General features: G+C 38.8%; 25 protein-coding genes. 12 read left to right on the plus strand and 13 right to left on the minus strand.

What is annotated here, in order from left to right; translation table 11 throughout:
- The first annotated feature begins 168 nt into the window (after positions 1-168).
- Positions 169-1110, plus strand: coding sequence for a LysR family transcriptional regulator (locus G9371_RS10115; protein WP_005069913.1), 942 nt, complete (start codon positions 169-171; stop codon positions 1108-1110).
- Between the two features lie 250 nt (positions 1111-1360).
- On the opposite strand, the gene G9371_RS10120 is transcribed toward G9371_RS10115, so the two are convergent.
- Genes G9371_RS10120 through G9371_RS10140 form a run of 5 tightly spaced genes read right to left on the minus strand, consistent with a single transcriptional unit; the run spans position 1361 to position 7874 of the window.
- Positions 1361-2263, minus strand: coding sequence for a hydroxymethylglutaryl-CoA lyase (locus G9371_RS10120; protein ID WP_001288900.1), 903 nt, complete (start codon positions 2261-2263; stop codon positions 1361-1363).
- Positions 2260-4251 (minus strand): acetyl/propionyl/methylcrotonyl-CoA carboxylase subunit alpha, encoded by a 1992-nt coding sequence (locus G9371_RS10125; RefSeq protein ID WP_029424160.1) that lies wholly within the window; start codon positions 4249-4251, stop codon positions 2260-2262. Before G9371_RS10125 ends, G9371_RS10120 begins: the two co-directional genes overlap by 4 nt.
- Positions 4252-4262: 11 nt before the next feature.
- The gene (locus G9371_RS10130) at positions 4263-5066 is read right to left on the minus strand and encodes an enoyl-CoA hydratase/isomerase family protein (RefSeq protein ID WP_029424159.1); all 804 of its coding nucleotides are present in this window, start codon (positions 5064-5066) and stop codon (positions 4263-4265) included.
- A 9-nt stretch (positions 5067-5075) separates the two neighbouring features.
- Positions 5076-6677: a carboxyl transferase domain-containing protein gene (locus G9371_RS10135; protein ID WP_029424158.1), complete on the minus strand. Its 1602-nt coding sequence runs from the start codon at positions 6675-6677 to the stop codon at positions 5076-5078.
- Positions 6678-6701: 24 nt separating this feature from the next.
- A complete protein-coding gene (locus tag G9371_RS10140; RefSeq protein ID WP_029424157.1) occupies positions 6702-7874 on the minus strand; it encodes an isovaleryl-CoA dehydrogenase in 1173 nt (390 codons plus the stop codon).
- Between the two features lie 144 nt (positions 7875-8018).
- On the opposite strand from G9371_RS10140, the gene G9371_RS10145 reads away from it, so the two are divergent.
- The 4 genes from G9371_RS10145 to G9371_RS10160 all read left to right on the plus strand — a co-directional run bounded on the left by G9371_RS10145 (position 8019) and on the right by G9371_RS10160 (position 12744).
- The gene (locus tag G9371_RS10145) at positions 8019-8636 is read left to right on the plus strand and encodes a TetR/AcrR family transcriptional regulator (protein ID WP_002114305.1); all 618 of its coding nucleotides are present in this window, start codon (positions 8019-8021) and stop codon (positions 8634-8636) included.
- Positions 8637-8746: 110 nt separating this feature from the next.
- The gene (locus G9371_RS10150) at positions 8747-10441 is read left to right on the plus strand and encodes an AMP-binding protein (protein WP_029424156.1); all 1695 of its coding nucleotides are present in this window, start codon (positions 8747-8749) and stop codon (positions 10439-10441) included.
- 71 nt (positions 10442-10512) lie between these two features.
- On the plus strand, positions 10513-11184 hold the full coding sequence (locus tag G9371_RS10155; protein ID WP_029424155.1) for a class I SAM-dependent methyltransferase: 672 nt from the start codon (positions 10513-10515) through the stop codon (positions 11182-11184).
- A gap of 276 nt (positions 11185-11460) precedes the next feature.
- Positions 11461-12744 (plus strand): DcaP family trimeric outer membrane transporter, encoded by a 1284-nt coding sequence (locus tag G9371_RS10160; protein WP_086374588.1) that lies wholly within the window; start codon positions 11461-11463, stop codon positions 12742-12744.
- Positions 12745-12789: 45 nt separating this feature from the next.
- Here the strand turns inward: G9371_RS10160 and G9371_RS10165 are convergent, their stop codons facing one another.
- Complete coding sequence (locus G9371_RS10165) at positions 12790-14028, minus strand: SGNH/GDSL hydrolase family protein (protein ID WP_029424153.1); 1239 nt, start codon at positions 14026-14028, stop codon at positions 12790-12792.
- 111 nt (positions 14029-14139) lie between these two features.
- Here G9371_RS10165 and G9371_RS10170 point away from each other — a divergent pair, with 111 nt between their 5' ends.
- The gene (locus G9371_RS10170) at positions 14140-15045 is read left to right on the plus strand and encodes a LysR family transcriptional regulator (RefSeq protein WP_029424152.1); all 906 of its coding nucleotides are present in this window, start codon (positions 14140-14142) and stop codon (positions 15043-15045) included.
- Between the two features lies 1 nt (position 15046).
- Here the strand turns inward: G9371_RS10170 and G9371_RS10175 are convergent, their stop codons facing one another.
- A complete protein-coding gene (locus G9371_RS10175) occupies positions 15047-15337 on the minus strand; it encodes a hypothetical protein (RefSeq protein WP_001984002.1) in 291 nt (96 codons plus the stop codon).
- Between the two features lie 968 nt (positions 15338-16305).
- On the opposite strand from G9371_RS10175, the gene G9371_RS10180 reads away from it, so the two are divergent.
- The 3 genes from G9371_RS10180 to G9371_RS10190 all read left to right on the plus strand — a co-directional run bounded on the left by G9371_RS10180 (position 16306) and on the right by G9371_RS10190 (position 17455).
- Entirely contained in the window at positions 16306-16449 is a 144-nt protein-coding gene (locus G9371_RS10180) for a hypothetical protein (protein ID WP_000251637.1), read from the plus strand.
- Positions 16450-16717: 268 nt separating this feature from the next.
- On the plus strand, positions 16718-17146 hold the full coding sequence (locus G9371_RS10185) for a hypothetical protein (protein WP_029424151.1): 429 nt from the start codon (positions 16718-16720) through the stop codon (positions 17144-17146).
- A gap of 87 nt (positions 17147-17233) precedes the next feature.
- Positions 17234-17455 (plus strand): hypothetical protein, encoded by a 222-nt coding sequence (locus G9371_RS10190; protein ID WP_000498477.1) that lies wholly within the window; start codon positions 17234-17236, stop codon positions 17453-17455.
- 84 nt (positions 17456-17539) lie between these two features.
- On the opposite strand, the gene surA1 is transcribed toward G9371_RS10190, so the two are convergent.
- From surA1 to G9371_RS10205, 3 genes are all read right to left on the minus strand, one after another.
- The gene (surA1, locus tag G9371_RS10195) at positions 17540-17857 is read right to left on the minus strand and encodes a surface antigen protein 1 (protein WP_029424150.1); all 318 of its coding nucleotides are present in this window, start codon (positions 17855-17857) and stop codon (positions 17540-17542) included.
- Between the two features lie 105 nt (positions 17858-17962).
- The gene (locus G9371_RS10200) at positions 17963-18181 is read right to left on the minus strand and encodes a hypothetical protein (protein ID WP_000108361.1); all 219 of its coding nucleotides are present in this window, start codon (positions 18179-18181) and stop codon (positions 17963-17965) included.
- A 284-nt stretch (positions 18182-18465) separates the two neighbouring features.
- Positions 18466-18945, minus strand: coding sequence for a CinA family protein (locus tag G9371_RS10205; protein ID WP_029424149.1), 480 nt, complete (start codon positions 18943-18945; stop codon positions 18466-18468).
- A 315-nt stretch (positions 18946-19260) separates the two neighbouring features.
- On the opposite strand from G9371_RS10205, the gene G9371_RS10210 reads away from it, so the two are divergent.
- Positions 19261-20670, plus strand: coding sequence for an iron-containing redox enzyme family protein (locus G9371_RS10210; RefSeq protein ID WP_029424148.1), 1410 nt, complete (start codon positions 19261-19263; stop codon positions 20668-20670).
- A 54-nt stretch (positions 20671-20724) separates the two neighbouring features.
- Positions 20725-22869: a catalase HPII gene (gene katE / locus G9371_RS10215; protein ID WP_001985865.1), complete on the plus strand. Its 2145-nt coding sequence runs from the start codon at positions 20725-20727 to the stop codon at positions 22867-22869.
- 55 nt (positions 22870-22924) lie between these two features.
- Here the strand turns inward: katE and G9371_RS10220 are convergent, their stop codons facing one another.
- On the minus strand, positions 22925-23803 hold the full coding sequence (locus G9371_RS10220) for an SDR family oxidoreductase (RefSeq protein WP_000432325.1): 879 nt from the start codon (positions 23801-23803) through the stop codon (positions 22925-22927).
- A 140-nt stretch (positions 23804-23943) separates the two neighbouring features.
- A complete protein-coding gene (locus G9371_RS10225) occupies positions 23944-24357 on the minus strand; it encodes a DUF6367 family protein (RefSeq protein WP_000983631.1) in 414 nt (137 codons plus the stop codon).
- Positions 24358-24841: 484 nt separating this feature from the next.
- Between G9371_RS10225 and G9371_RS19345 the strand changes: the two genes are divergently transcribed.
- Positions 24842-26077 carry a KGG domain-containing protein gene (locus tag G9371_RS19345; protein ID WP_032050369.1) on the plus strand — a complete coding sequence of 412 codons (1236 nt, stop codon included), beginning with the start codon at positions 24842-24844 and terminating at the stop codon, positions 26075-26077.
- A 60-nt stretch (positions 26078-26137) separates the two neighbouring features.
- Here the strand turns inward: G9371_RS19345 and G9371_RS10235 are convergent, their stop codons facing one another.
- Positions 26138-26374 carry a hypothetical protein gene (locus tag G9371_RS10235; RefSeq protein ID WP_000795915.1) on the minus strand — a complete coding sequence of 79 codons (237 nt, stop codon included), beginning with the start codon at positions 26372-26374 and terminating at the stop codon, positions 26138-26140.
- Between the last annotated feature and the right edge of the window lie 170 nt (positions 26375-26544).

Raw genomic sequence — 26544 nt, forward strand, 5'->3', positions numbered from 1 at the left:
TTTCTTTTTTCAACATCCAGTTGAATATTTGGAGCAAGTGACATACGAAATAAAAAAAGATCGGTTCCTCTTCTTAAAAAGAATTAGTGCCAATGTATGTACATTTAGTCATTGTGGTTGATCTAAACTGGTGCAACAATCCGTAATTTAGGAAAACATATTTACGTTATGCGCAAAAATCTCGATGGTGGACTATTGCATGCAATGCATGCATTCCTGAAAGTGATTGATAGCGGGAGTTTCACAGCAGCAGCTGAGCAGATGGATCTGACCACAGCACAGGTTTCACGTCTTATCAGCGAGCTAGAAACACGCTTAGGTACAAAATTAATACAACGCTCAACGCGCCAGCAGGCACTGACCGATATTGGTGCGACTTACGCAGAGCGGTGTCGTCAAGTCATTTCAATGGTGGATGAAGCGGAGTCGGAAGTAACAGGAACAGCATCTAAACCCAAAGGCCGTTTACGTGTATTAAGCATGGGAAGCTTTGGGCATCATTATGTTTTTCCAGTGATGGCCGAGTTTTGTAAGCATTATCCCGAATTAACCGTGGAATATACGACTTCACAATACGTTCCAGACTTGTTGGCAAAAGGGGTAGATGTCAGTCTTTATCTCACTGAATCATTAACAGATTCTCGGTTTGTTGCACGCAGAATTGGCACTATTTTTTCTGTTTTATGTGCTTCACCTGCTTACCTCGAAAAACATGGTATGCCAAAGTCCCCAGAAGACTTAAAAAATCATGCCTGTTTACGCTTGGTAAACCCGTCTATTACGCCAGATTGGCACTTATTAAATACAAGTGGTGAGTCTTACCAAATCGACATTGGCGGACAACTCATTGCAGATAACCCTGAGTTATTATTAGATGTGGTGCAACAGGATATGGGCATCGCGTTATTACCGATGTTTTCGGCTTTAGATGCGGTTCAAAATGGAAGATTATGTCATATCTTGCCAGAGTGGCGTTCGCCCGATATAGGGGTTTATACCTTGTTGCCTTCACGCCATTTTATTGATGCCAAAACACGTGCATGGTTAGATTGGGTGGAAGAATATATTTCCCCAAGAATTGAAATGGATGCATCTTATTTTTATAAATAATGAGATAAATTTTTTAAGGACTAAGATAGAAAAGGATGAAGAATAATACAGATTAGAATAAAAATAGGGTAGAGAATGCTTCTTTTGAAAGAGGCATTTAATACACAGATAAACGATAAATTTAAAAAAAATTGCATGAGGGAATTAGTCCCAATTCCTGAATGAAATGAGATAAAGATGAGAGAGGATGATCTGGTACTCTGCCTAATATTAAGCCTTATACCAGATGCTGAACTATTTTAATTTATGACTATGCACACTTGGTTTGCCAATACGCATTGGCATAATTCGACAAGCTTTTTCGGTTTAATACATTGCTAATATTTTGGCTGGCTTGCATCAGTTTCTCTAAGTCAATGCCAGTTTCAAAGCCCATGTGTGACAGCAAATAAAACAAATCTTCGGTTGATACATTGCCAGAGGCGCCTTTGGCATAAGGGCAACCGCCAAGTCCTGCAAGAGACGAGTCAAAAACACGAATGCCTTGCTGTAAAGACTGATAAATATTGGCAATAGCCATGCCATAGGTGTTGTGGAAATGCCCAGCTAATACCTTGCTATCGAGTTCAGCAAGGCAGGCTTGCCATACCTTTTGAACGCGATCTGGTGTTGCGGTGCCAATGGTTTCACCTAAAGACACTTCATAGCAGCCCATGTCATAGAGTCGTTTAACCACTTTCACCACTTGCTCAGGTGCAATTGCGCCTTCATAAGGACAATCGACAATACAAGAGACATAGCCGCGTACACGGATATTATGTGCTTTGGCTGCGGCCATGACATCGCTAAATTTTTCAAAGCTTTCATCAATAGAGCAGTTGATATTTTTGCGGGTAAAACTTTCAGAAGCTGCGGTAAACACCGCAACCTCTTTGCATCCTACCGCTTGAGCAGTTTCAAAACCTTTAATATTGGGAGTGAGCAGACTAAATTGCACATCGGTTGTTTGGGGTAATAACTTAAATAGCTCGTCACTTTGAGCCATTTGCGGTACCCATTTTGCCGAAACGCATGAACCGACTTCAATGGATTTTAGGCCTGCACTGATTAGGTCATTAATAAAGTTTAAGCGTTGTTCGACAGTTAAAGCCTGCTTTTCATTTTGGAGGCCGTCTCTGGGACCGACCTCTACGATTTTGACAAACTCACTCATGCAACTTCCTCCTGTGCAGGCTGAAATTCCACAAGCTCGTCGCCAGCTTTGACCTGATCACCGACTTGGAAGTAGGAGTCTACAATCACGCCATCTTTAGGCGCACGAATGGTATATTCCATTTTCATGGCTTCAAGCGTCATTAAAATATCGTCTTTCTTCACGCTATGATTTGCGCTCACAAGTACTTGAGTGACCACACCCGGCATTGGTGCTTTTAAATGACCTTCATCGGCTTGGCTATCTGCCTGATTAAAGTCTTGGCGAATATAAGCAAACTTATAGCTTTGTCCATTTTGGAACAAGGTAATGCCTTGCTGACTTTGGTTAAAAGACAGCTTTTGCTGAGTCCCGTCAATTTGAACAGAGGCAGTATGTGCATCAATCAATTGACCTGAAATCGGGTAGCTTTGCCCATTATATTCTGCGGTGAAGCCATCTTCATTTGAGGCAAATTTGATTTGAATATTTTGGTTTAAATAATTCAGTTTAATGCTGTGTTGATAGGCAATATTTAAACGCCAAAGTGGCTGAGCCTGCCAAAGCTGTTTTTGGCTTGAGCTGTTGTTATTCAGTTTGCTTAAAAACTCAATAAATGCCGCTGCTACCACCAGTTCAGGTTTGATCTCTTCAGGATTAAACAAGAAGTTTTGTTCACGTTGAATCAGGTTGGTATCAAGCTTGGCTTTTTTAAAAGACTCACTGCGTACAATTTTTTCAAGAAAGGCAATGTTGTTACCTAAGCCATCCACATGGAATTGGCTTAAAGCATTTTGCATTTGAATAAGCGCAGCTTCACGGTTTTTGCCCCATACGATCAGTTTGGCAATCATCGGGTCGTAATAGGTCGTGATTTCATCGCCTTCAACGATACCGCTGTCTACACGCACATATTGGTTTTGCGTTGGGTAGTGCAGATAGTCAATTTTACCAATGGCAGGTAAAAAGCCTTTTTCAGGTTCCTCAGCATAAATCCGTGCTTCGAGCGCATGTCCGTGAATCTGCAATTCGTTTTGTAGTTTAGGTAAAGGTTCACCATACGCCACACGAAGTTGCCACTCAACCAAGTCTTCACCTGTAATCATTTCGGTGACAGGGTGTTCGACTTGTAAACGGGTATTCATTTCCATGAAATACGCCGTTCCATCTTGTTCCACAATAAACTCAACCGTACCAGCACCGACATAATTTACCGCACGCGCAGCATCAATTGCAGCTTGGCGCATTGCATCGAGCTTCTCGCTTGGCATTTGTGGAGCAGGGGCTTCTTCTAACACTTTTTGATGGCGACGCTGTACCGAACAATCACGTTCAAACAAATGTACATAATTGCCATGTGTATCGCCAAACACTTGCACTTCAATATGGCGAGGTTGAATCACATAACGCTCAATCAAGACATCATCATTACCAAAACTCGATTTGGCTTCACGTTTACAAGAGGCTAAGGCATGCAGAAAGTCTTCACTGCGTTCAACCAGACTCATGCCTTTACCGCCGCCACCAGCACTGGCTTTAATTAAAACAGGATAGCCAATTCGGTCTGCCTGTTGTTTTAAAAAGTCGGCATCTTGGTTGGTTCCGTGATAACCCGGTGTTAAAGGAACACCTGCTTTTTCCATTAAAGCTTTTGAGGTCGCTTTTAAGCCCATCGCTAAAATGGCATCCACTGGTGGGCCAATAAAGCAAATATTGTGTTGTTGGCAAGCGAGCGCAAACTGATCATTTTCAGAAAGGAAGCCGTAACCCGGATGAACCGCTTGGCTACCTGTATCAATGGCAGCTTGAATAATACGTTCAACCTGTAAATAACTTTGTGTTGCAGGGGACTGACCAATATAAACCGCTTCATCTGCAAGTTTGACATGTTGTGCATTTGCGTCTGCATCTGAGTAAACGGCAACCGTTGCAATACCTAATTTTTTAGCTGTACGAATTACGCGGCAGGCAATCTCGCCACGGTTCGCAATTAAAATCTTTTCAAACATGATGATCGTCCTTAATTGTTGTTATTCGAGTTAGAAACCCAAGCAGGCTGTTGTTTATTTAAAAAGGCACTCAGACCTTCTTTTGCCTCGCTACCTTGACGAACTTGAGCAATATGATGTGCTGTCTGTTGCAGCAAATCATTGCTCATGGTCTGGTTGCTCACCATTTGAATGAGTTGTTTTGAAGCCGCTTGAGCGTGCGGGCCACCGAGTAATAGAGCATCAATAATTTCTTGAACTTTTTTATCTAAGTCTTCAGCATCTGCTACTTCGTGTGCTAAACCAATTTGTTTGGCTTCACGTGCTGAAATCCGCTCGGCAGTTAAGAAGTAACGGGAAGCTTGTCTTGCGCCAATTGCACGAATTACATAGGGACTAATAGTAGATGGAGCAAGGCCTAAACGAACCTCAGAAGTTGCAAACTTGGCATCGGTGCTGGCAATGCAAATATCACATGCTGAAGCTAAACCCATGCCACCACCAAAGGCAATGCCATGCACACGGGCAATAGTCGGTTGTTTCAGCGTTGCAAGCGCATCTAACATTTGGGCAAGTTTTAATGCATCTGCTTCATTTTCTGCTGAAGATGCCTGACCTGCCTGTTTCATCCAGTTGAGGTCGGCACCTGCCGAAAAGCTTTTGCCGCGACCCGCTAAGACCACAACACGAATATCATCTCGTGTATTGATTTGCTTAAAGCAGGCATGTAGTTCTTCAATAACTGTCGTATTAAAAGCATTGTGCAATTCAGGGCGGTTCAGCCAAATATAGGCAACCTGACCTTGTTGCTCGAGTTGTAAAAATTGATAGCTCATATACACCTCTTACATGCGGAACACGCCAAATTTGGTTGGCTGGATTGGGGCGTTCATGGCCGCAGCCAAACTTAAACCAAGTACCTGACGAGTTTGAGCTGGATCAATTACACCATCATCCCAAAGGCGGGCAGAAGCATAGTATGGATGGCCTTGGCGCTCGTATTGTTCACGAATCGGTTGCTTAAACTCATCTTCTTCTTGTGTTGACCACTCGGCACCTTTTTGCTCAATCTGATCACGTTTTAAAGTCGAGAGTACGCTTGCTGCTTGCTCGCCGCCCATCACTGAAATACGAGAGTTCGGCCATGTCCATAAAAAGCGTGGTGAATAAGCGCGGCCACACATCCCATAGTTACCTGCACCAAACGAACCGCCAATAATTAGGGTGAGTTTTGGTACATTTGCGGTTGCAACAGCCATCACCAGTTTCGCACCGTTTTTTGCAATCCCTTCATTTTCATACTGGCGACCAACCATAAAGCCCGTAATGTTTTGTAGGAATAACAATGGAATATTGCGCTGTGTGCATAGCTCAATGAAGTGCGCGCCTTTTTGTGCAGACTCGGAAAATAAAATCCCGTTATTGGCGATGATGCCGACTGGCATACCATAGAGTGAAGCAAAACCAGTAATCAGTGTTGAACCAAAACGTGCTTTAAACTCATCAAAACGCGAGCCGTCTACAATACGTGCAATGACTTCACGCACATCGAAAGGTTTACGCGCATCATTTGGTACCACGCCATAGAGTTCCGATGCATCAAACAGAGGCTCATCAATTTGCTTGTTTAACTCATTTGGCTTTTTATTTAAGTTCGCAACAATGTTTCGTGCAATGGCAATTGCATGTTCATCATTTTCAGCTAAATGGTCAGCCACGCCTGAAAGACGTGTATGCACATCACCACCACCTAAATCTTCACTGCTCACGACTTCGCCCGTTGCAGCTTTTACCAGAGGAGGACCGCCTAAGAAAATCGTACCTTGGTTACGTACAATAATCGTTTCATCAGACATGGCAGGTACATATGCACCACCTGCGGTACAGCTACCCATCACCACAGCAATTTGGGCAATCCCTAGGCTCGACATGCGTGCCTGATTATAGAAAATACGCCCGAAGTGATCACGGTCTGGGAAGACTTCATCTTGCATTGGTAAATAGGCACCGCCTGAGTCCACCAAATAAATACAAGGCAAGTGATTTTGTTCAGCAATTTCTTGTGCACGTAGATGCTTTTTAACCGTAAGTGGGTAATACGTTCCGCCTTTAACCGTTGCATCGTTGGCAACGATCATGCAAGTGATGCCGTTGACTTGACCAACACCTGCAATCACACCTGCGGCAGGAACATCATCTTCATAAACGTTGTACGCTGCCAATTGACCAATTTCTAAAAATGCCGTGCCGACATCAATCAGTTGATCAATACGTTCCCGGGGTAAAAGTTTACCTCGAGCCAGATGTTTTTGGCGGGCATTTTCACCGCCGCCTAAAGCAATACGCTGGGCAACTTGTTTGAGATCTGTGACCAATGTTTGCATGGCTTGCTGGTTTGTTTTGAAGTCTTCGCTTCGAACATTAATCTTGCTTTGTAATTGGTTCATAAGATGCGTCCTTATTTATAATTATTATTTGGTTTCATTGAAAAGTTCGCGGCCAATCAGCATGCGGCGAATTTCAGAAGTTCCAGCACCAATTTCATAAAGTTTTGCATCGCGCCATAAGCGGCCAGCAGGGAATTCATTGATATAACCGTTGCCGCCTAAACTTTGAATTGCTTCTCCAGCCATCCATGTTGCTTTTTCGGCAGAATATAAAATGGCACTTGCAGCATCTTTACGTAGACTGCGGTCATGGTCAGCTTTGTCACAGGCAGCACCAACAGCGTAGACGAGGGCTTTACATGCCAACCAAGTTGAATACATATCGGCAAGTTTGCCTTGCATAAGCTGGAACTCACCTAATGCCTGACCAAACTGTTCACGTTGATGTAAATAAGGAATTACCACATCTAGGCAGGCATCCATAATGCCTAAAGGTCCAGCACTTAAAACTGCACGTTCATAGTCTAGGCCGCTCATCAGTACTTTTGTGCCGTTACCAACACCGCCGAGTACGTTTTCAGCAGGTACTTCTACATTGTCAAAAAACAGTGGGTAAGTGTTAGAGCCACGCATACCGAGTTTGTCTAAATGGTTGCCATGACTAAAGCCTTTCATGCCTTTTTCAATTAAAAAAGCAGTCATACCTTTTGCGCCAGCTTGTGGGTCAGTTTTAGCGTAAACCACGAGTACATCTGCATCACCGCCGTTAGTGATCCACATTTTTGAACCATTTAAAACGAAGTGATCACCTTTTTGTTCAGCACGTAATTTCATGCTGACGACATCAGAACCCGCATTCGGTTCAGACATCGCAAGCGCACCCACATATTCACCGGAAATCAATTTTGGTAAATACTTTTGTTTTTGCTGCTCGTTACCGTTACGGTTAATTTGGTTTACACATAAATTAGAATGAGCGCCATATGACAAACCAATTGCTGCCGAGGCACGAGAAATTTCTTGCATGGCAATAATATGAGCTAAATAACCCATATTGGCACCGCCATATTCTTCAGAAACCGTCATGCCTAAAAGGCCCATATCTCCGAATTTTTTCCAGAGATGTGCAGGGAATTTGTTGTCTTGATCAACTTGTTGGGCAATCGGTGCAATTTCCTTTGCACAAAATGCGGCTACCGAATCTTGAAGCGCAATTAAAGTTTCATCTAGACCGAAATTCAAGCTGCGTAGGTTCATGATATCTTCATCCTATTGGTTATATTTGTTGTCCATAAAATATTTTGTGGGTATTTGATAATTACCATACAATGATTTTTTAAAAAAGTGAATACTGATTCATAAAATGATTTACAATTCATTTTATTTGTTAGAGAATAAATTATGAGCTATAAACGATCATCTTTAATGCAAGAGCGGATGGAACAAAATCGTAAGTCGATTCTGAGTTCAGCCAGAAAGTTAATTTCAGAGGGAGGGTTTAAAGACGCGCAAATACAAACAATTGCAGAGCAAGCGGGTGTATCTAGTGGACTGGTTTATCGCTACTTTGACAATAAAAGCCAAGTGCTGATTGAGGTTTTGTCTGAAGCCATTAATACGGAACTATTGGTGATTGATTCGATTACCGAAAGTGACTTATCGGCAAAGCAGAAATTGCATAAGGCTGTGGCAACCTTTGTAAAAAGGGCACTGAATAGTCCTCAGCTTGCATATTCACTCATGTTTGAACCCGTCGATTCAACGGTTGAACATGAGCGTTTTCGTGTGAAGCAATTGATTAAGCAAAGTATTAAAAAAATACTTGCGGATGGAAATGCAAGTGGTGAGTTTGTCTTGGATGATTTAAATACAGCAGCACTGTGTGTTGTCGGTGCCATGACCTATGTGGTGGTTGAACCCCTAGACCCAGCTCAAAATACAAAGTTTGATCATGCGCATAAAGACTATTTTTCAAAACAGATTGCTGATTTTTGTGTAGATGCTGTGCAGAGGAAATAGAGCATATAAAGGATAAAACAACACAAAAAAGGCGGTTTAGAAAAATAGTTGCAGTAACAACAATTAGATCAGGTAAGAAGAGAATTAGAAGAATCAAGGAGAATGATTCAATGCAACAAGAACGGTTAAGCTACGCCTCGGGACCAAGCACGCAGCCCTTATTGGGTATGACCATTGGTGAACAATTTGATCAGGCTTGTCGGCAATATGCTGAAAAGGAAGCAATCGTTAGTTTTCATCAAAACAGACGATTAACCTATAAAGCTTTACAGGATGAAGTAAATGCTTTTGCTTGTAGCCTTTTAAAATTGGGATTAAAAAAAGGTGATCGATTAGCCATCTGGTCACCTAACTGTGTGGAATGGACGGTAACCCAATTTGCAGCTTTTAAAGCAGGGATTATTTTAGTCAATCTAAATACAGCTTATAAAAGCCATGAACTTGAATATGTGTTGAATAAAGTCTCATGCAAAGGATTGATTATTGCTTCTCAATTCAAAACGACTGATTACCAAGAACTACTCACAAAAATTGCCCCTGAGTTAACCACTTGTACTGACAAAGTGCTCAGTTCAGCGCGACTACCACATTTAAAATTTGTCATTAAAATTGATGATCAGCAACATACGGGTATTCATCGCTTTAGTGATTTGGTCACTACGCCAACTTCTGAACAGCTAGAACAATTAAAACAATTAACCAAGCAACTTCAGTTTGATGAAACTATTAATATTCAATTTACCTCAGGCACAACAGGGAACCCTAAAGGGACTATGTTGACCCACCATAATATTTTAAATAATGGTTATTTTGTCGGTGAAGGCATTCGTTTAACTCCTCAAGATAAAGTCTGTATTTCTGTGCCATTGTTCCATTGTTTTGGCATGGTGATGGGGAATTTGGCCTGCGTTACACATGGGTCAACCATGGTCTATCCATCGGCTGTATTTAATCCTTTAGAAACTTTAAAAGCGATTCATCAAGAGCATTGCACGGCAGCTTATGGCGTGCCAACCATGTTTATTGCCACCTTAGAACATGAACAGTTTAATGAGTTTGATCTGTCGAGCTTAAGAACAGGCATTATGGCAGGTAGTCCTTGTCCACGTGAAATTATGCAGCGTGTTATAGACCGCATGCATATGTCTGAAATCACGATTTGTTATGGTATGACTGAAACCTCACCAGTCAGTGTACAAAGTTCGGTAAATGATTCGATTGATAAGCGAGTAAGCACAGTTGGACATGTTCATCCGCATGTTGAAATTAAAATTGTCGATTTAGAAGGGCAGATTGTTCCGCAAGGGACTTTGGGTGAGCTATGTGTTCGCGGTTATTCCGTGATGGCTGGTTATTGGGGAGAAGAAGAAAAGACCAAAGAGGTCATTGATGCTGCTGGTTGGATGCATACAGGTGATATTGCCGAAATGGATCAAGACGGTTTTATTAAAATTAAAGGCCGTATTAAAGATGTAGTAATTCGTGGCGGAGAAAATCTCTTTCCAAAAGAGATTGAAGACTTTTTATATACTCATCCAGACGTAAGCGATGTCCAAGTCATTGGCTTGCCAGATGCCAGATATGGCGAAGAACTCTGTGCTTGCATTATTTTGCATGAACATCATCAAATTGATGAAGACAGCATTCGCCAATTCTGCAAAGACCATATTTCTCATAATAAAGTGCCGCGCTATGTCCGATTCTTTAATGAGTTTCCAATGACAGCTTCAGGCAAAGCGCAAAAGTTTAAATTGCAGGAAATTATGCGAGCTGAACTTAACTTAACTGGAAATGTCTTTGATTAAAGAAGTCGAAAGTCAGGTCAAAGTGCAGCAAACTATAAGTTGAAAGGCAGTTTAAATAGAGGGTAAACAAAATGGCAAAAGACTTTAATAGCCCAAAGGTAGTCGAAGGATATGACGGACATATTCGTAAATTAATTCCGGGTTATGAAGTAATCCATCAACAGGTGGATGCCATTTTGCAATCAGTGTTGCCGCCAAATGCTCATATTTTAATTGTGGGTTGTGGCACGGGGTATGAACTCGAATATTTACTTAAACGTCATCCAAACTGGAAATTTACAGCAGTTGATCCATCTTTAACTATGCTGCAAAAAGCTCAGGAACAGGTTGAACTTTTAGATAAATCTTCTCAAGTCACCTTTGTTCACGGTGAAACGTCAGCTTTACCTCTTGAGAATTGCTTTGATGCTGCACTTTCTATTCTCGTGGCTCATTTTATTGTAGATGACATAAAACCTGTTTTTTTTAAGGATATTTATGATCGCTTAAAAGAAAAAGCGATTTTGCTGACCTACGATTTAATGACGTGTGTAAATCCACAGCATCTTCAAGCTTTACGTTATTTATGTTTGGCACAAGGCTTAACAGAAGAACAATGTCAAAAAATGTTAGAGCGTATGGCGCAAGACTTTTTTAGCCTAACCACTGAAGGATATATAAAACTTTTAGAAAAAACTGGTTTTGAAAGTGTGCATCCTTATACGCAAATTTTGACGTATCAAGGGTTTATTGCAAAAAAATAATGGATTTGGGAAAGCGTTAATACGGATATAAAACCTGCATATTCTCAATGAGGAAGAGAATATAAAAACTGAAAAGAATTAGAAGATTTGGCTTTACTTAAAACAAATTAAAAGTGGTTTTCAGGCCGCTTTAGGGAGGTTTTGTCTAAAAAATATGATCGAAGGTTTTTCTTGTGAAAGAAAGACAAATTTTAAGCACCTATTTTAGATAGGTACATAACAAAAAGGATGTCGAGATCTTTAAGTCGAATTAAAGATCAAAAGGAAAATTTCATGATGAAAGTTTTAAATAAAACGGTTCCAAAAAGCCTGTTGGCTGTTTCTGTGACCCTGTTTGTGTCTTCTGCTTTTGCAGGTCAAACAGATCCTGAAATAGCACAACTTCGCCAAGAAGTAAAAGAACTACGGGCTATGTTACAAGCCAACATGCAAGCGCAAAAATCTTTATCCCAACAAAGAGTGGAATTAGCAAATTCAGCGACTCCTCAAGCCGTGCCACCAATACAGCAAGGTTTAACCAAGTCTGGTGCAGAATTTAACTTATATGGTTATATACGGGCAGATGCTTCTTATCAAATGAAGGGCGCATCTACCATGTATAACAATATTAGCGGTGTTCCACTTGAAAACACGCCAGAAGAATCTGCACAAAAAGACCAGTTGCACAGCACCGTTAATGTGACACGTTTTGGGTTGAATTTTAAAACCCCAACTGCTGCGGGTGATGTGGGCGGGAAACTGGAAATGGACTTCTTTGGGGCAGCTACTCGTGATCAGTTTCGGATACGCCATGCTTATTTAACGTTTGATAAATGGCTTATCGGTCAAACGTGGTCAACATTTATTGCACCCGAATATTATCCGGAAACGATTGATGCGGGCACATTTGTAGGCAGTGCATTATTAAGATCACCGCTAGTTCGCTATAGCGATAACTTAACGGCAACTACAAGCTTTGCAATATCGGTTGAAGATCCGAAATATACTGCGACCTCAGACCCAGATAATAAAATGCGTTTACCAGCGTTGGTAGGGCGCTTGAATCATAAATTTGCCAATGGCTCGATGTTGTCGGGACGTAGTTTTGTTGCCGAAAAGAGAACTAATCATGATGAGGAAGTCGCTTGGGGTGTAGGCTTGGGCGGTAAATATCAAATTACGCCCGATACATTACTCAAAGCCGATTATTACCATGTCAAAGGAGATGGGCGTTTCCTACTATGGAGTAACAGCGCCTATGTAATAGATGATCAAAACAATATGCATAGCAATGAATTTGATACTGTTTCTTTCGGTATTACCCATCAATTTACACCACAAATTCGTTCAACCTTAGCTTATGGCTATATGAAAGCCAAAGATGACAACCGTTTTGCCGAATTACAACGTAATAGCACTACCCAAAATAAAGAGCTTTGGCAGGGCTGGGTGAATGCACTTTATAACCCATACAAACCAATTACCTTGGGCGTCGAATATGTGTATGGCGAACGAGAAACTTTTGATGGACGTAACGGAATTGATAACCGCTTCAATATGATGGCGAGTTATGATTTTTAAATAAGCAGCCCCATCATGTGAAGATTTCACCTGATGGGGGAATCATTAATTTTTAATAATTTGATCTAAATCTACCAATTCTGCCATATGCTGATTGCCGCGATCATTAGGATGTAAATGATCTCCAGAATCATAAATTGGATTTAATCGATTGGGATGTTTTGGATCTTTTAAGCCTTCATCAAGATCAAGCACATCATCAAAGGTATGACTGGTTCTCATCCAGTGGTTAATGCGCTGACGTAATTGATCTTTGTTGGGTTGATAATAATTATCTAAAGGGGTATTAGGTAAAGCACCAGAGAACGGAAGTAAGGTTGCACCAATCACCTGAATATTATGTTTATGGGCCTCACTTACAACACGTCGATAACCTTGAGTGAGCGCCTCAAAAGAGGGTATTTGCTGTTTAGGTGCAAAAGCTGTACCGGGCCATGAAATGTCATTGATACCAACCAAAACAATTAAAGTCTTAACTCCTGAATATTGAAATATCTCTCTGTTTAAACGTTTTAAAATGCTATCACCCATACCATCGGTAAGTAATCGATTTCCTGAAATGCCATTATTAACTACGGCCACACGATGTACAGATAAACGTTTCGCTAAAAAATCGGTCCATCTTGTATTTGCATCTAAGGTTGCAGTCGCCCCATCGGTAATTGAGTCTCCAACAACTGCAACTACATGAGCCTTTTGTTTGGGTTTTACCTCTATTGCAGACAGTAATAACCGTGCCGTCGTTGTTTTGGCATCGGTTGGCGTAGTTAAATTTGTTGTCTGATTTCCACTAATCAGCCAACTGGTTTGTTTGGCATCCCAATGAAATGTTTTAAACGTTGTAGGCTTTTGAATAAAGCTATTCACCACCAATTGAGTATGATCGGATACAGGCAACTGAATTGGATCACTTATGAGTTGTTTGCCAGGTAAAATTCTTGCTTTAAGTTGACCAGAAAAATAAACGGGATAGGTGCTCTTAGATTTTAGAGTTGCTGTGTTCGCTAAACCAATCGTTGTTTGATCAATATAAAGTGGCTGTTTACCATATTGATTGGTAAAAACGAGCCGAACCGCTTCACCGCCCAAACTAATTTTGCTCATTTGTCTAATAGTCTGATTAGATACTTGCTCTGGAATGAGTGTTGGAAAAACGAAGTCTTTATTCCAGACTTTTTGAGGGCTCGCAGACCAAGTGGTAATCCATTGGCTGTTTTCTACATCAGCTTGTGCCAAGCTCGTAATTAAAACCAAAGAAAATAGGGTAGCTTGATAAAGTTTCATCTCAAGAACTCTTTAAAACGAATTAAAGGTATGTTGAAACAAATTGATGCCTTGTTATAGCGGTCTAAGCGGAATAAGATTTGTGAATATAATTCATAAATAAATTTTGCTATGTCTTATTTTGATATCAATCGTTCTGGCGAGTTGGCAATTTTTATACGGGTGGTCGAGCTTGGAAGTTTTTCAGCGGTAGCAAGAGCATGTAACATGACGCCGTCTGCCGTAAGCAAGTTAATTTCTCGTTTAGAAAAAAGATTGGGTGTCAGGTTACTCAATCGTTCAACACGTCAGTTTCAGCTTACCAGTGAAGGATGCCAGTTTTATGAGCAAGGCATTCAAATACTCAATGACTTAGACGAACTGGAACAATCGGTTACCGCAAATCATATACCGAAAGGGCGAATTAGAATCCATACCAGTTTTTCATATTGGACACACTTTTTATTGCCATGCATTAGTTTGTTTAATCAACGTTACCCGGAAATTGAATTAGAAGCTCATTTGAGTGATGAAGTAATTAATTTGGTTGAACAAAGAATTGATGTTGCGATTCGAACAGGACCTTTGAAAAGCTCCAATTTGGTGGCCCGCTCGCTTGGCAGTACTTATAAACAGTATATTTGCTCTCCTCTATATATTGAAAAGTACGGTTGTCCTGAGCATCCAGATGAACTACATGAACATCAGCTTTTAGATGTAAGTTATCAACGCCAGAACAAAACCTGGTTATTTAAAAAAGCAACTCAGGAAATCAGCCTAACCCCCTCTAAAGTTTTAAAAGTAAACCATGGCGAAGCAATTTTACAGTTGGCACTGGCAGATGCTGGCATTGCTCAACTAAATGAATTCCAGATTCGAAATGCTTTACAGCAAAAACAACTCGTCAAAATTCTTGAAGATTGGAATATTCATGCTTCTGAAGAATTTCATGCTGTCTGGATTGGCCACGATAAGTATGTTCCTAATCGCGTACGTACATTCTTGGATTTTTTGGTAGAGCATGCCTCTATAAATTAGTTTAGTGTTTGCTCGCACTCAATTGGCACTGCTGCATTGTTTGATTCATGGTTTCTACAAAGTTCATTTTTGCATCAATATTTTGCAAACTTAATTTTGGTAAACTTTCTACAAATTGAGGTGAATAATGCTGCTCTAAAGAATTATAAATACAATTACACGCTGAAAGGTCATGTCCGGCCCATACACAACGCGTATTAAATTCATTTTTACTCATTGGCCTGCACCCCATCAAATTTAGAACACCTATTGTCAGAAGGCTCACCAAAACAAAACGATAGAGAAAAAACATTCTTGTTACTCTTCATGGGTTGTTGTTATCGTTAAGTGATGTTGATAGAAGTTTTAATCTTTATGTGATTTTGAATACATAAAACTTCTGCACCAATCTTGTATATCAAGATGGGTACACAAAAAGATTAAGTAAAAATTTTTCGAACTCTATAGTAGCTAGTTCTTTTAAACAGAGGATGAGAAAGAACTCTAAGAAATGACTGCTTGAGTAAAAGAGGTTGAATGTAAGTAGGTTTAATAAAATAATTTAAAAAATATAGAATAATAGTCATGAGTGACTCCTTGGTTAAAAGAAGTTATGCCCACTCATTGCTCATTATTATGGTGGCGAAACGAAAGAGGGTTAGCAGACTGATACCTAAGAAACCAGCACACCCAAGGGTGTCCCACTCCCGTTCCTCCATCAAAGGCACGAGGGGCGTCACACCAAAAAACGTGTTTTTAGTGCACTTAGGTAGACGGTCTGCTAAAACCGACTGACAAAATTGGTCAGCGCGAGCATCATAAGCTGAGCATTGGGGTGGGTCAATTGCAAAAATAAAAGATTGATTTATATAACTTGATATAAATATTTCACTGTTTTTATTTAGAAAATAGAAAAATTAAAAAATATAATATAAGTATAAATAATTTGAATATAAGTCACACTATTATTTTTTAATCTTATATATCAAATATTTATTAATTGTTTATTTGTATAGTATATCAATATCTCTAATTAGATGTGTTGTTTGGCTAAACTATTTAATAATTCGAATTTTATAACATGACCAGAGTCTCCTAAACATTGCTTGCCAAAAAATAACCAAAATATCAATTGCAAGAAATATAATTTTATTAATCATAATTTTTGGTTTTTACAAAAGCTTGCATAATCTACAAAAGTTAAGAGAACCACTGCGGTAGGCCAACATAAGATAATGTTATTCATAAACCTACATTTTAATATTTATAAAGGTGATTTAAATGGTAAGAATCTTTTGTGCAGTAAGTATGGTGTTGGCAATTGCTATGGGTATGAGTGCTTGCCAAGATCGTAATTCAAGAAATGACGGCATGCATGAAGCAAGTGATCCAGCTACATCTCATGACATGAATAAAAACTCGTAATAGATTAGCTTCTTTCAAAAGCCTACTTTATTAGTAGGCTTTTTTAATCGTTATTTTATATAAAAATATAATTTAATAATAATGAAATATATAAAAATATAAAATTAATCAAATATTTATTTTGTTTTTACAATTTGGAGAATTTGTTGTTACCGTTTTGTTGCAATCTTAAGTTACCGTTTCAAAAAGTTAATAAAACAAACACAATAGCTTACTTATATTCATCCAAAATTCATTTTAGTAAGAGCGAACTATAAAAGGTAAGGATATGCCCCAACATTTAAAAATAGCTGAGAAAATATATCAAAATGTTAAAGAAAAAAAAGGCTTTACGGATGATCCGATGGAAGATCTTAATAATTTGATGATTGAACTCAGACAAGAAATAAAGGGGACAAAATTAAAGCTTTTATATAATTATATTGATTTTGCCGAAATACTCATTAAACCTTTGCAAGAGTCAAAAATTAAATTGGATTTAAGTCTTATTCCTAAAAGTAAAAATACTCAGGAGTTTGTACTTTGGCTTGCTGGTTTTATTGAGCGAATTACCGCAGGTGGACAAGAAAAATTACCTCCAATTCGAGCTAAAATTACTTTACCCGCCTATGCCTATGAAGAAACTTACCCTTCGCAGAAAAAGCCTGTAAATAATGGGGAAGAAATAATTGAATATTTTAAGAAAAATCAAAGTTAATTTTGATGAAAGGCCTGACCTGATTATCTGAGTCAGGCTTTATTTTTAATAAGACCGCTATGATGAGTAATATTTAAGGTAGTACGTATGTTTGTATATTTTACAGATGGAACTTGCATTAATGATTCTGAGATTTATGGCGTAAAAGCCAAGTATGAGCAAAATAAGTATGTAGTGGAAGTTACTATTAAGCCGACACATGTACTCGCTACAACACCGAGTGTACAATTTAAAAAAGAAGTTTTTGATGATCCAAATTTAGCAAATCAATATCTTAGTCATAATTTTAATATGCCGCCATTTTTTTAATGCTCATAATGTTAGGACAATAAAAAAGCCTATTTCCCAGGGCCAATAGGAAATAAGCTTATAGCTATGGACCTTTTGAGGATGTTACATATCATCCCACGCATCTTTAATCGCTTGTTTAGCGTGTTCCCATTTTAGGCGGGACTCAGCTTTTAGCTCTTCCCATTTTTGCTGCAAGCTGCCTTCCATATCTTCAAACTGAGTTCCTTCTTTAGATTCAGAACGAGCTCGATGACCAAGTTCATAAGCTGCAGAGAAATCACGATCATAATCTAGATCTGGTGTAGTTAATTGCGCTTCTTGATAATAAGGTCGAGTAAGATAGCTCTCGCGCCAGCGAGAGTCAGAATAGTTATGATCGCCAGCTACCAATTGAGCATGATCTGTATTTTTATCTGTCATCAGAATTCCCTCATATTTTATTGAATTTTATGCTTATATTTTGATTTAGGAAGGTGAGGTCACCTTCCTAAATGATCGACCGCATCAAAGAACAACTACAAACGATTAACGTTGTTGGTTGTTATTTGAGTTTTGTTGGCCAGAATCTTTTTGGTTAGATCCTTGTTGTTGGCCGCGGTTATCATTTTGCTGTTGTTGCTGATTATTTTGTTGCTGTTGATCGTTTTGCTGTTGGTTACCGTGTTGCTGTTGATTACGGTTGTCATTTTGCTGTTGCTGCTGCTGATTATTGCGTTGATTTGCTTGATTATTAGTAGTGCTCATTTTTAATACCTCATATCAATTATGACGATGTGTTTTATCTGAGAGCTTCAGATAGGGTTATTAAAACATGTAGATTTTAAATGTGTAGGGTAGGGGTGTTACCCTATATTTAACTGTAAACTTAAAATTTATACATTTTAAATAACTTGCTGATTTTTAATGTATGTAATTTTAAGTCATAAACATTATTAATATGAACATTTAAAAAATTACATTTCAGCACATAATATTTAAGAAAAGTAATAAATATTTCTAAATGTATATTTGTTAACTTTTATATAAAATTAACGCCTTTTGTCTTCTAATATAATAAGTTTTATATCTTGAGTAATATAGTAAATCAACTTTCTTAGTTTTAAAAAGGCAGGACCCCTTAAAACACGTCTAAAATTATAAAAATTATTTTTATAATATATTGAGTAAAAGAAAGTACCTACAGGTTTTTCTGGTGTTTCAGAGCCGCCTTTTTTCAAAAGACCTGTGCAGGCAACATACAGGTCAGCATGTAAAAGTTCTTTACCTTTATTAATCATTTCAACAGTTACTTGCATTGATTCTGCAGTATATTTTTCAATAAGCTCTTCTGAAATATGCAAGGTATTTTCCTTTACGCGAAGGTCGTAACTCACAAGGCTTCCAATCAGAATATCGCCTGAATAAGGACTTAAAGAGAAACGATAAGCAAGGTAGCCCGCAGAGGCACTTTCAAAAAATGCAATTTTAATTTTTTCCTTTGCTAATAATTCGCAACATTTATTGAACATTTTAATTCTCCCTACAATTGTTTTTAAAATGTTATAAAAATATTTAATTGTTTGCTTTGTTATTTTTTTAATGTTTATAATTTTGATGGTGAAGTTAATGTAAAATTGGATTAAGATTTGCAAATTTTATATAAAAACAGCAGCTTAAATAATACTAAAAGTTTAAATGTAATTTTGCGTTATTTTATATGTCTATGAATTTTTTAGATTTATTGTATTTACCTTGTTTTTTAATAACGCAAAATAACAAACTTGAAACTCGATTATAGTTAGGGTGACGTATGGTAATTGATATCTCACAAACGGAGAATGAAAATGCCTGTTGTAGTGAAAAAACGATTATTAGACTTATTACAAGATAATCAACAAAATTATTATGAATTGTTTGTTTTTTTCCTTGATCCTGATGTTTCTAGCTTTGAGAAAGAGAAAAAGGCTAGAGATTTTCTTGTTAAAGAGATAGATAAACTAGAGATGAAGGAAATAGATTTTCCTTCGGATATCAATTTGATTAAGGCATGGTGTGAAAACGATAATAAAAAAAATTGTCAGGAATTTCAGGCATATTTAAATCGTAGACAATCTGGTCAAGATAGAGAGTATTTTAAGAACGTCGCTCAGGCATTTGAGTTTTTAATAAAGGTGTCTCCAACCAAAAAAGTAGACGGTGCATGGCTATATAGCTCAGTGCATTATTGGAATGATCCTATTTTTCATGAATTAATTATTACTTATCTCGAAGAGCTTGGGTTAGGTGAGCCAAAAGCAAACCATGTCTGTATCTATGATGACCTTTTACGCAGTCTAGGGCTAGACAGTTTCGATCTGCTTTTAGAAGATGAGTATTATCATCAAGCAGTTGTGCAGCTTGCTCTGGGTTATGCGCCTTCTGAGTTTATTCCCGAGATTGTGGGTTTTAATTTAGGCTATGAGCAGTTACCACTGCATCTTTTAATTTCGAATTATGAGCTTGCTGAATTAGGTATTGATTCTAAATACTTTAATCTTCATATCACTATAGACAATATTGACAATGGTCATGCCTATAAAGCCATTAAAGTTATTGAAGATATTTATAATAAATATAGAGATAAAGAACTCTTCTTGACCAAGCTAAAACGTGGTTTTGCCCTTAATAATCATGGGGTATCCTCTTCAAACATTATAAAAAATTTAAATACTGAAGACTTTGTCCATAGAATTTTCAAAAGAAAGGCGCTTGTCGGTCAGTTAATTCATAACGAAACCAGACAGTTTGGGTGCAAGACCATTAATCAATGGTTATCCAATCCCGATGACATTGCAGGTTTAATCACTCATTTAACTGATCACAAATGGATTAAGTTTAATACCGACCCTGAACAGAGCGTATTCTGGCGAATGATTAATGAAGAAAATGGAAAAATGTTTGGGGTGTTTAACCCTGTAGAGCGCCAAATTATTCATGACTGGATTGCTGGTAGTGATCATTCTTCTAACTTCTTGGCATACAGCAGAGAACTAAAGAATAGCCAGCGTATTCAGGACTATCTATTTAGTTATATCTCGGATGGCGAACTTGATGCACTACAAGAGCGCGTCCAACAATCAAATGACCTTGCCATAAAGATTTGCAAACTTACTCCGTTTCTTGCCCCAGATTCTCATCATAAAAGTATTGGTCTTTGGAGTACTCGTAAATACGTAGAACTCCTTTTTCCTTATTTAGGTACGTTTAAAAACTAGTTTTATAAACGTTTTCTACTTCAACCCCAAGTTTAACTTTCAAAAACATAGGTAATGGACATGAACGACAATACTAAATCAACCAATAAAACAAGTGAAATGGCTGGTGCCGATGCAGCAAATAAAGCCAATACTACCCAGAAAACTGAACAGTTAGACACAGTTAGAGATGATGCAACTAATGAAGCTTTAACCACAAATCAGGGGGTTAAAATAGCGGATAACCAAAATAGCTTAAGAGCGGGTATTCGTGGCTCGACTTTATTGGAAGATTTCATTTTAAGAGAAAAAATCACCCACTTTGACCATGAGCGTATACCTGAGCGTATTGTGCATGCGCGTGGTGTAGGGGCACATGGTTATTTTCAGGCATATGAAGGAAACGAACGTTTAACCAAAGCTGGATTCTTGACAGACCCAACTATTCAGACGCCTATTTTTGTACGTTTTTCAACAGTGCAAGGGCCTCGTGGTTCAGCCGATACTGTCCGTGATATTCGCGGTTTTGCCATTAAGTTTTATACCCAAGAAGGTAACTTCGACTTGGTAGGAAATAACGCACCTGTCTTTTTTGTGCAAGACGGGATTAAATTTCCAGACTTTGTACATGCGGTAAAACCTGAACCGGACACAGAAATCCCAACGGGTGCAACTGCGCATGATACTTTCTGGGATTTTGTATCTTTAGTGCCCGAGTCAGCACATGCGGTAATTTGGGCGATGTCAGACCGTGCGATTCCTCGTAACTTACGTTCAATCCAAGGTTTTGGTGTGCATACGTTCCGTTTAATTAATGCTGAAGGTAAATCACATTTTGTGAAATTTCACTGGACACCAAAACAAGGTTTGAGTGCGCTGGTATGGGATGAAGCTCAAAAACTTGCAGGTAAAGACCCGGATTTCCACCGTCGTGATCTTTATGAAGCAATTGAGCAAGGTTTTTATCCAGAATGGGAACTCGGTGTGCAGATTGTCGAAGAAGAAGATGAAATGAACTTTGACTTCGATTTGCTGGACCCAACAAAAATTATTCCTGAAGAATTAGTACCTGTTACGCCAATTGGTCGATTCGTTTTAAATAGAAATGTAGACAACTTCTTTGCTGAAACAGAGCAGGTAGCTTTCTGTCCGGGTCATGTAGTACCTGGTATTGATTTTACAGATGACCCGCTTTTACAAGCACGTCTATTTTCATACACAGATACCCAGTTAAGCCGTTTAGGTGGACCAAACTTCCACCAAATTCCGATTAACAAACCTGTATGTCCATTCCATAACAATCAACGTGATGGTATTCATCAGCATACCATTCATAAAGGACAGGCTGCATATCAACCAAACTCAATTGATGGAAATTGGCCAGCAGAAACACCGCCAGCGGCATCAAATGGTGGTTTTGAAAGTTATCCTGAAAAAATTAGTGGACATAAACTTCGTCAAAGAAGTGAGACGTTCTCTGATTATTTCTCTCAACCGCGACTATATTACAAAAGCCTTGCACCGCATGAACAAAAACATGTGGTCGATGCCTATACTTTTGAATTAAGTAAAGTTCAAAGAAAGCATATTCGTGAGCGTCAAGTTCAACAAATTTTGGCTAATATCGACTTAGATTTGGCACGCCAAGTAGGGGCAAATTTAGGTATTGAAGTGCCTGACTTAACCCTAAATTATAAGAAAACAGCAGTTGAAAAATCTGCCAAGTTATCTTTTTTAGCTTTCCCACCTGAAGATATTCAAGGTAGAAAAGTTGCCGTACTTATCCATAACATGGTGAAGTCTGATGCATTGGAGGCTATTAAAAACTGGGCAATTAAAGAAGGCGTAATCCTTCACTTACTAGCGCCGAGCTTGGCTCCAGTCAAAGATCATAAAGATAACGTTATTGTGGCTGATGGCATGCAAATGTCTGAGCCTTCAATTGCCTATGATGCGGTAATTATTCCGGATGGCGATAACCTAAATACGGTTATGCAAGACGGGGTAGCTCGTCATTACTTACTCGAAGCTTATAAACACTTAAAGCCAATCGTATTTTTAGGTAATAAATCTGATTTGCTTGAGCCATTAGGTTTAGTGGCAGATGAAGGAACTTTAATTGAAGATGAGTTCCAGCATGTTGCGGAAAAATTTAAGAACCTGATTAAAGCACACCGTGTTTGGTCACGAGAACAAATAGCCGCACATGTACCGGCTTAAATAAAAAAAGCCCTGAAAGTTTAAACGCTTTCAGGGCTTTTTCTAACTTATATCATTAGCCATTAACAATTTGACCGCCATTTACATGAATAACCTGACCTGTAATATAACTTGCATCATCTGAGGCAAGGAAAAGATAAGCAGGGGCGACTTCACTTGGCTGACCCATTCTACCCATTGGGGTATCTTTACCAAACTTTTCGACAGTCTCGGCATCGAAACTACTTGGAATAAGGGGAGTCCAGATTGGGCCTGGTGCAACACCATTTACACGAATACCTTTTTTCTGCTTCATTAAATTGTTCGATAGACTACGAGTAAAAGAGGTAATTGCACCTTTAGTACTTGCATAGTCAATCAACTCATCATGACCTTGGTAACTGGTAATACTGGTGGTGTTAATAATGCTATCGCCTTCCTCCATATAAGGAATGGCTTCTTTGGTTAAATAAAACATGGCAAAAATATTTGTTTTAAATGTTTTTTCTAATTGTTCATTACTAATACTTTCAATTTCTTTTTGTTGATATTGCACACCCGCATTATTTACTAAAATATTAATTTTACCAAAATGTTGTAAAACCTTATCAATATTTTGTTTTGCAAGGTCTGGATCGGAAATATCACCTTTTAATAAAAGACATTGTTGTCCTTCCTTTTCAATAAGCTGTTTAGTAATTTCGGCATCTTGGTCTTCTTCAAGGTACAGTACAGCAATATCGGCACCTTCACGGGCAAATAGTACGGCAACTGAACGGCCTATACCGCTATCACCACCGCTAATGACGGCAACTTTGCCTTTTAGTTTTTCACTGCCTTTATGGGATGCTTTAATAATTTCTGGTTCAGGATGCATTTTCTCCTGATCACCTGGTTGATGAGGTTGAACTTGTGCAGGAACTTCTGATGGATACTGATTCGTTGTATTTTCCATGTCTAGACTACCTCTATTTAATTTTCAGTCCCTCTATATTGGTTAATCTGCACGTGAATATGAGTAAATAGTCTTTTTTAAAAAGTTGTCTTTGTTATTTTATATATAAGGATGTAAAAAAATATAACATATCAAGTTAGTTAGATAATATCTAATAACTTAACCTTGTTTTTATCAATCATACTTTCAACAATTGATCGATTTCCTGTATCATTTAGCCAATTTTCTATAGGTATATAATTAGACAAATCTAAAATTTCTTTTATTACTGTTTCCGCTTCGACTATATTTTTTAAGTCATCTTTATTTTTATTGTTTTTAACAACTATATTATCTAGTAATTTTTTTATATCTTCCGTTTCAATATTTTTTGATTTAATAATATACAAGTCTCTCTGAAAAGGATGGCTTGCGTGAGGCGGGTCTAATCTATAGCTCCATTCTTGGTTATAATCTTGCCAAGAATTTTTTATTTGAATATTACTGAGTAAAATTTCAGGTACAGAAATATGAATATATTGTAGCGTTGAGTGTGTATGAGTAGGTTGCATCATTCTTTTCTCACAAATATTACATGTTAATTTTAAATCTTGATTTTAATCACTCAAGTAAAGTTTTTATGCAAAATTAATGGTTTATGTTATTGTTTTTAAATAATTTTAATTATATTTTATGTTTGTTTCTTCAATAGTGAAGATGTTTTTGTTTTTTATTGATTTGTACGTTGTGAAAGTTTGTGTTATTTAGCCTGAATTTTTAAATGCTTTTGTAAAAATATATTGTTATGTAGGTTTGAGTAATAATAAGTATGGTGAGTATTTAAAAAGTAAAATTAGCTAATAATTTATAAATATTTTAACTAAGAAAATCTTCATTTAAATAATGATGTTAGAGTTTTTATTTGAAATTTAAATTATATACATTTAAAAAGATTGAAACATAGCATGGGTATAAAAATATTTTAAATCTCTTATCTTAAATTTATCCGTTCAATAAAAGCGGTAGCGACTTATAATTTTAATATAGGAAGATATAACTATGGCTAATACTAGATATGAAGATGATAACAATAGTTCAGGTACTTCAAATCGTGGATTTGCAAGTATGGATCCTGAAAGAGTCAGAGAAATAGCCAGTAAAGGTGGGCGAGCTGCACATGCCAGTGGCAATGCGCATGAATTTACTTCAGAAGAAGCTCGTGAAGCTGGCCGTGCTGCACATGCCAGTGGTAATGCACATGAATTTACCTCAGAAGAGGCTCGTGAAGCTGGTGCTTTAAGTCATAAAAACGATGATCGTAATGGTCGTGGTCGCAGCCGTTATGATGACGACGAAGATGATGACCGCGGCCGTTCAAGCGGTCGAGGCCGTGGCCGCAGTCGTTATGATGATGACGACGAAGATGATGATCGCGGTCGCTCAGGCGGTCGAGGCCGTGGCCGCAGTCGTGATGATGACGACGAAGATGATGATCGCGGTCGTTCAGATGGCCGAGGCCGTGGCCGCAGTCGTGATGACGACGATGAAGATGATGATCGCGGTCGTTCAGGTGGCCGAGGTCGTGGCCGCAGCCGCCGTGATGATGACGATGAAGATGATGATCGCGGTCGTTCAGGCGGTCGAGGCCGTGGCCGCAGCCGTCGTGATGACGACGATGAAGATGATGATCGCGGTCGTTCAGGTGGCCGAGGTCGTGGTCGCAGCCGTTATGATGACGACGATGAAGATGATGATCGTGGCCGTTCAGGTGGCCGAGGCCGTGGTCGCAGCCGTCGTGATGACGACGATGAAGATGATGATCGCGGTCGCTCAGGTGGCCGAGGTCGTGGTCGCAGCCGTTATGATGACGACGATGAAGATGATGACCGTGGCCGTTCAGGCGGTCGAGGTCGTGGCCGCAGCCGTCGTGACGATGATGACGAAGATGATGATCGTGGTCGTTCAGGTGGCCGAGGCCGTGGCCGCAGTCGTTATGATGACGACGATGAAGATGATGAACGTGGCCGTTCAGGTGGCCGAGGTCGTGGCCGCAGCCGTCGTGATGATGACGATGAAGATGATGATCGCGGTCGTTCAGGTGGTCGAGGCCGTGGCCGCAGTCGTTATGATGATGACGATGAAGATGATGATCGTGGTCGTTCAGGTGGCCGAGGCCGTGGTCGCAGCCGTCGTGATGACGATGACGACGATGATGACCGCCGTGGCCGTTCAGATGGTCGTGGCCAGAACTCTCGTAATCAAAAACGCGATGCTTATGGACGCTTTACGTCTTAAGCAAACAGTTTTTGAGAATAAAGGAGGCATTATGCCTCCTTTATTTTTATTATTTTAAACTTATGAATGGGTAAGGGGATGTAAGCCTTTTACAATATCTGTGAATTCTGAGCCATTTAACCAAAATGATTTCTTTAAAAATAGTGTCGTCATAATACTTTCGGCTGCTTCACTTTCCGGATTTTCACAGAAAATTCCATAGCTTTCGCCTAATACCGCATCATTTTCAATAAGACGGATATAGTAGGCATGTTGTTCATCTGCATAACCTAAAACTGCATCACGTTGATTTTTCATTTCGCATGTCTCCATACCAAAAACTGAATCTAACTCATATTTAAGTGTTCAGAATTTCATTGATAAAAATCAAAACAGTCAGTAATAAGGACTATTTCACAATAGGTTTTGATTCTCTTCAACTTACCATTTCCGTTTTAGCATCCCTGTTAAAAGCAAAATGGATTAAA

It is taken from the genome of Acinetobacter sp. EKM10A (assembly GCF_011075215.1).
GTDB lineage: Bacteria > Pseudomonadota > Gammaproteobacteria > Pseudomonadales > Moraxellaceae > Acinetobacter > Acinetobacter baumannii.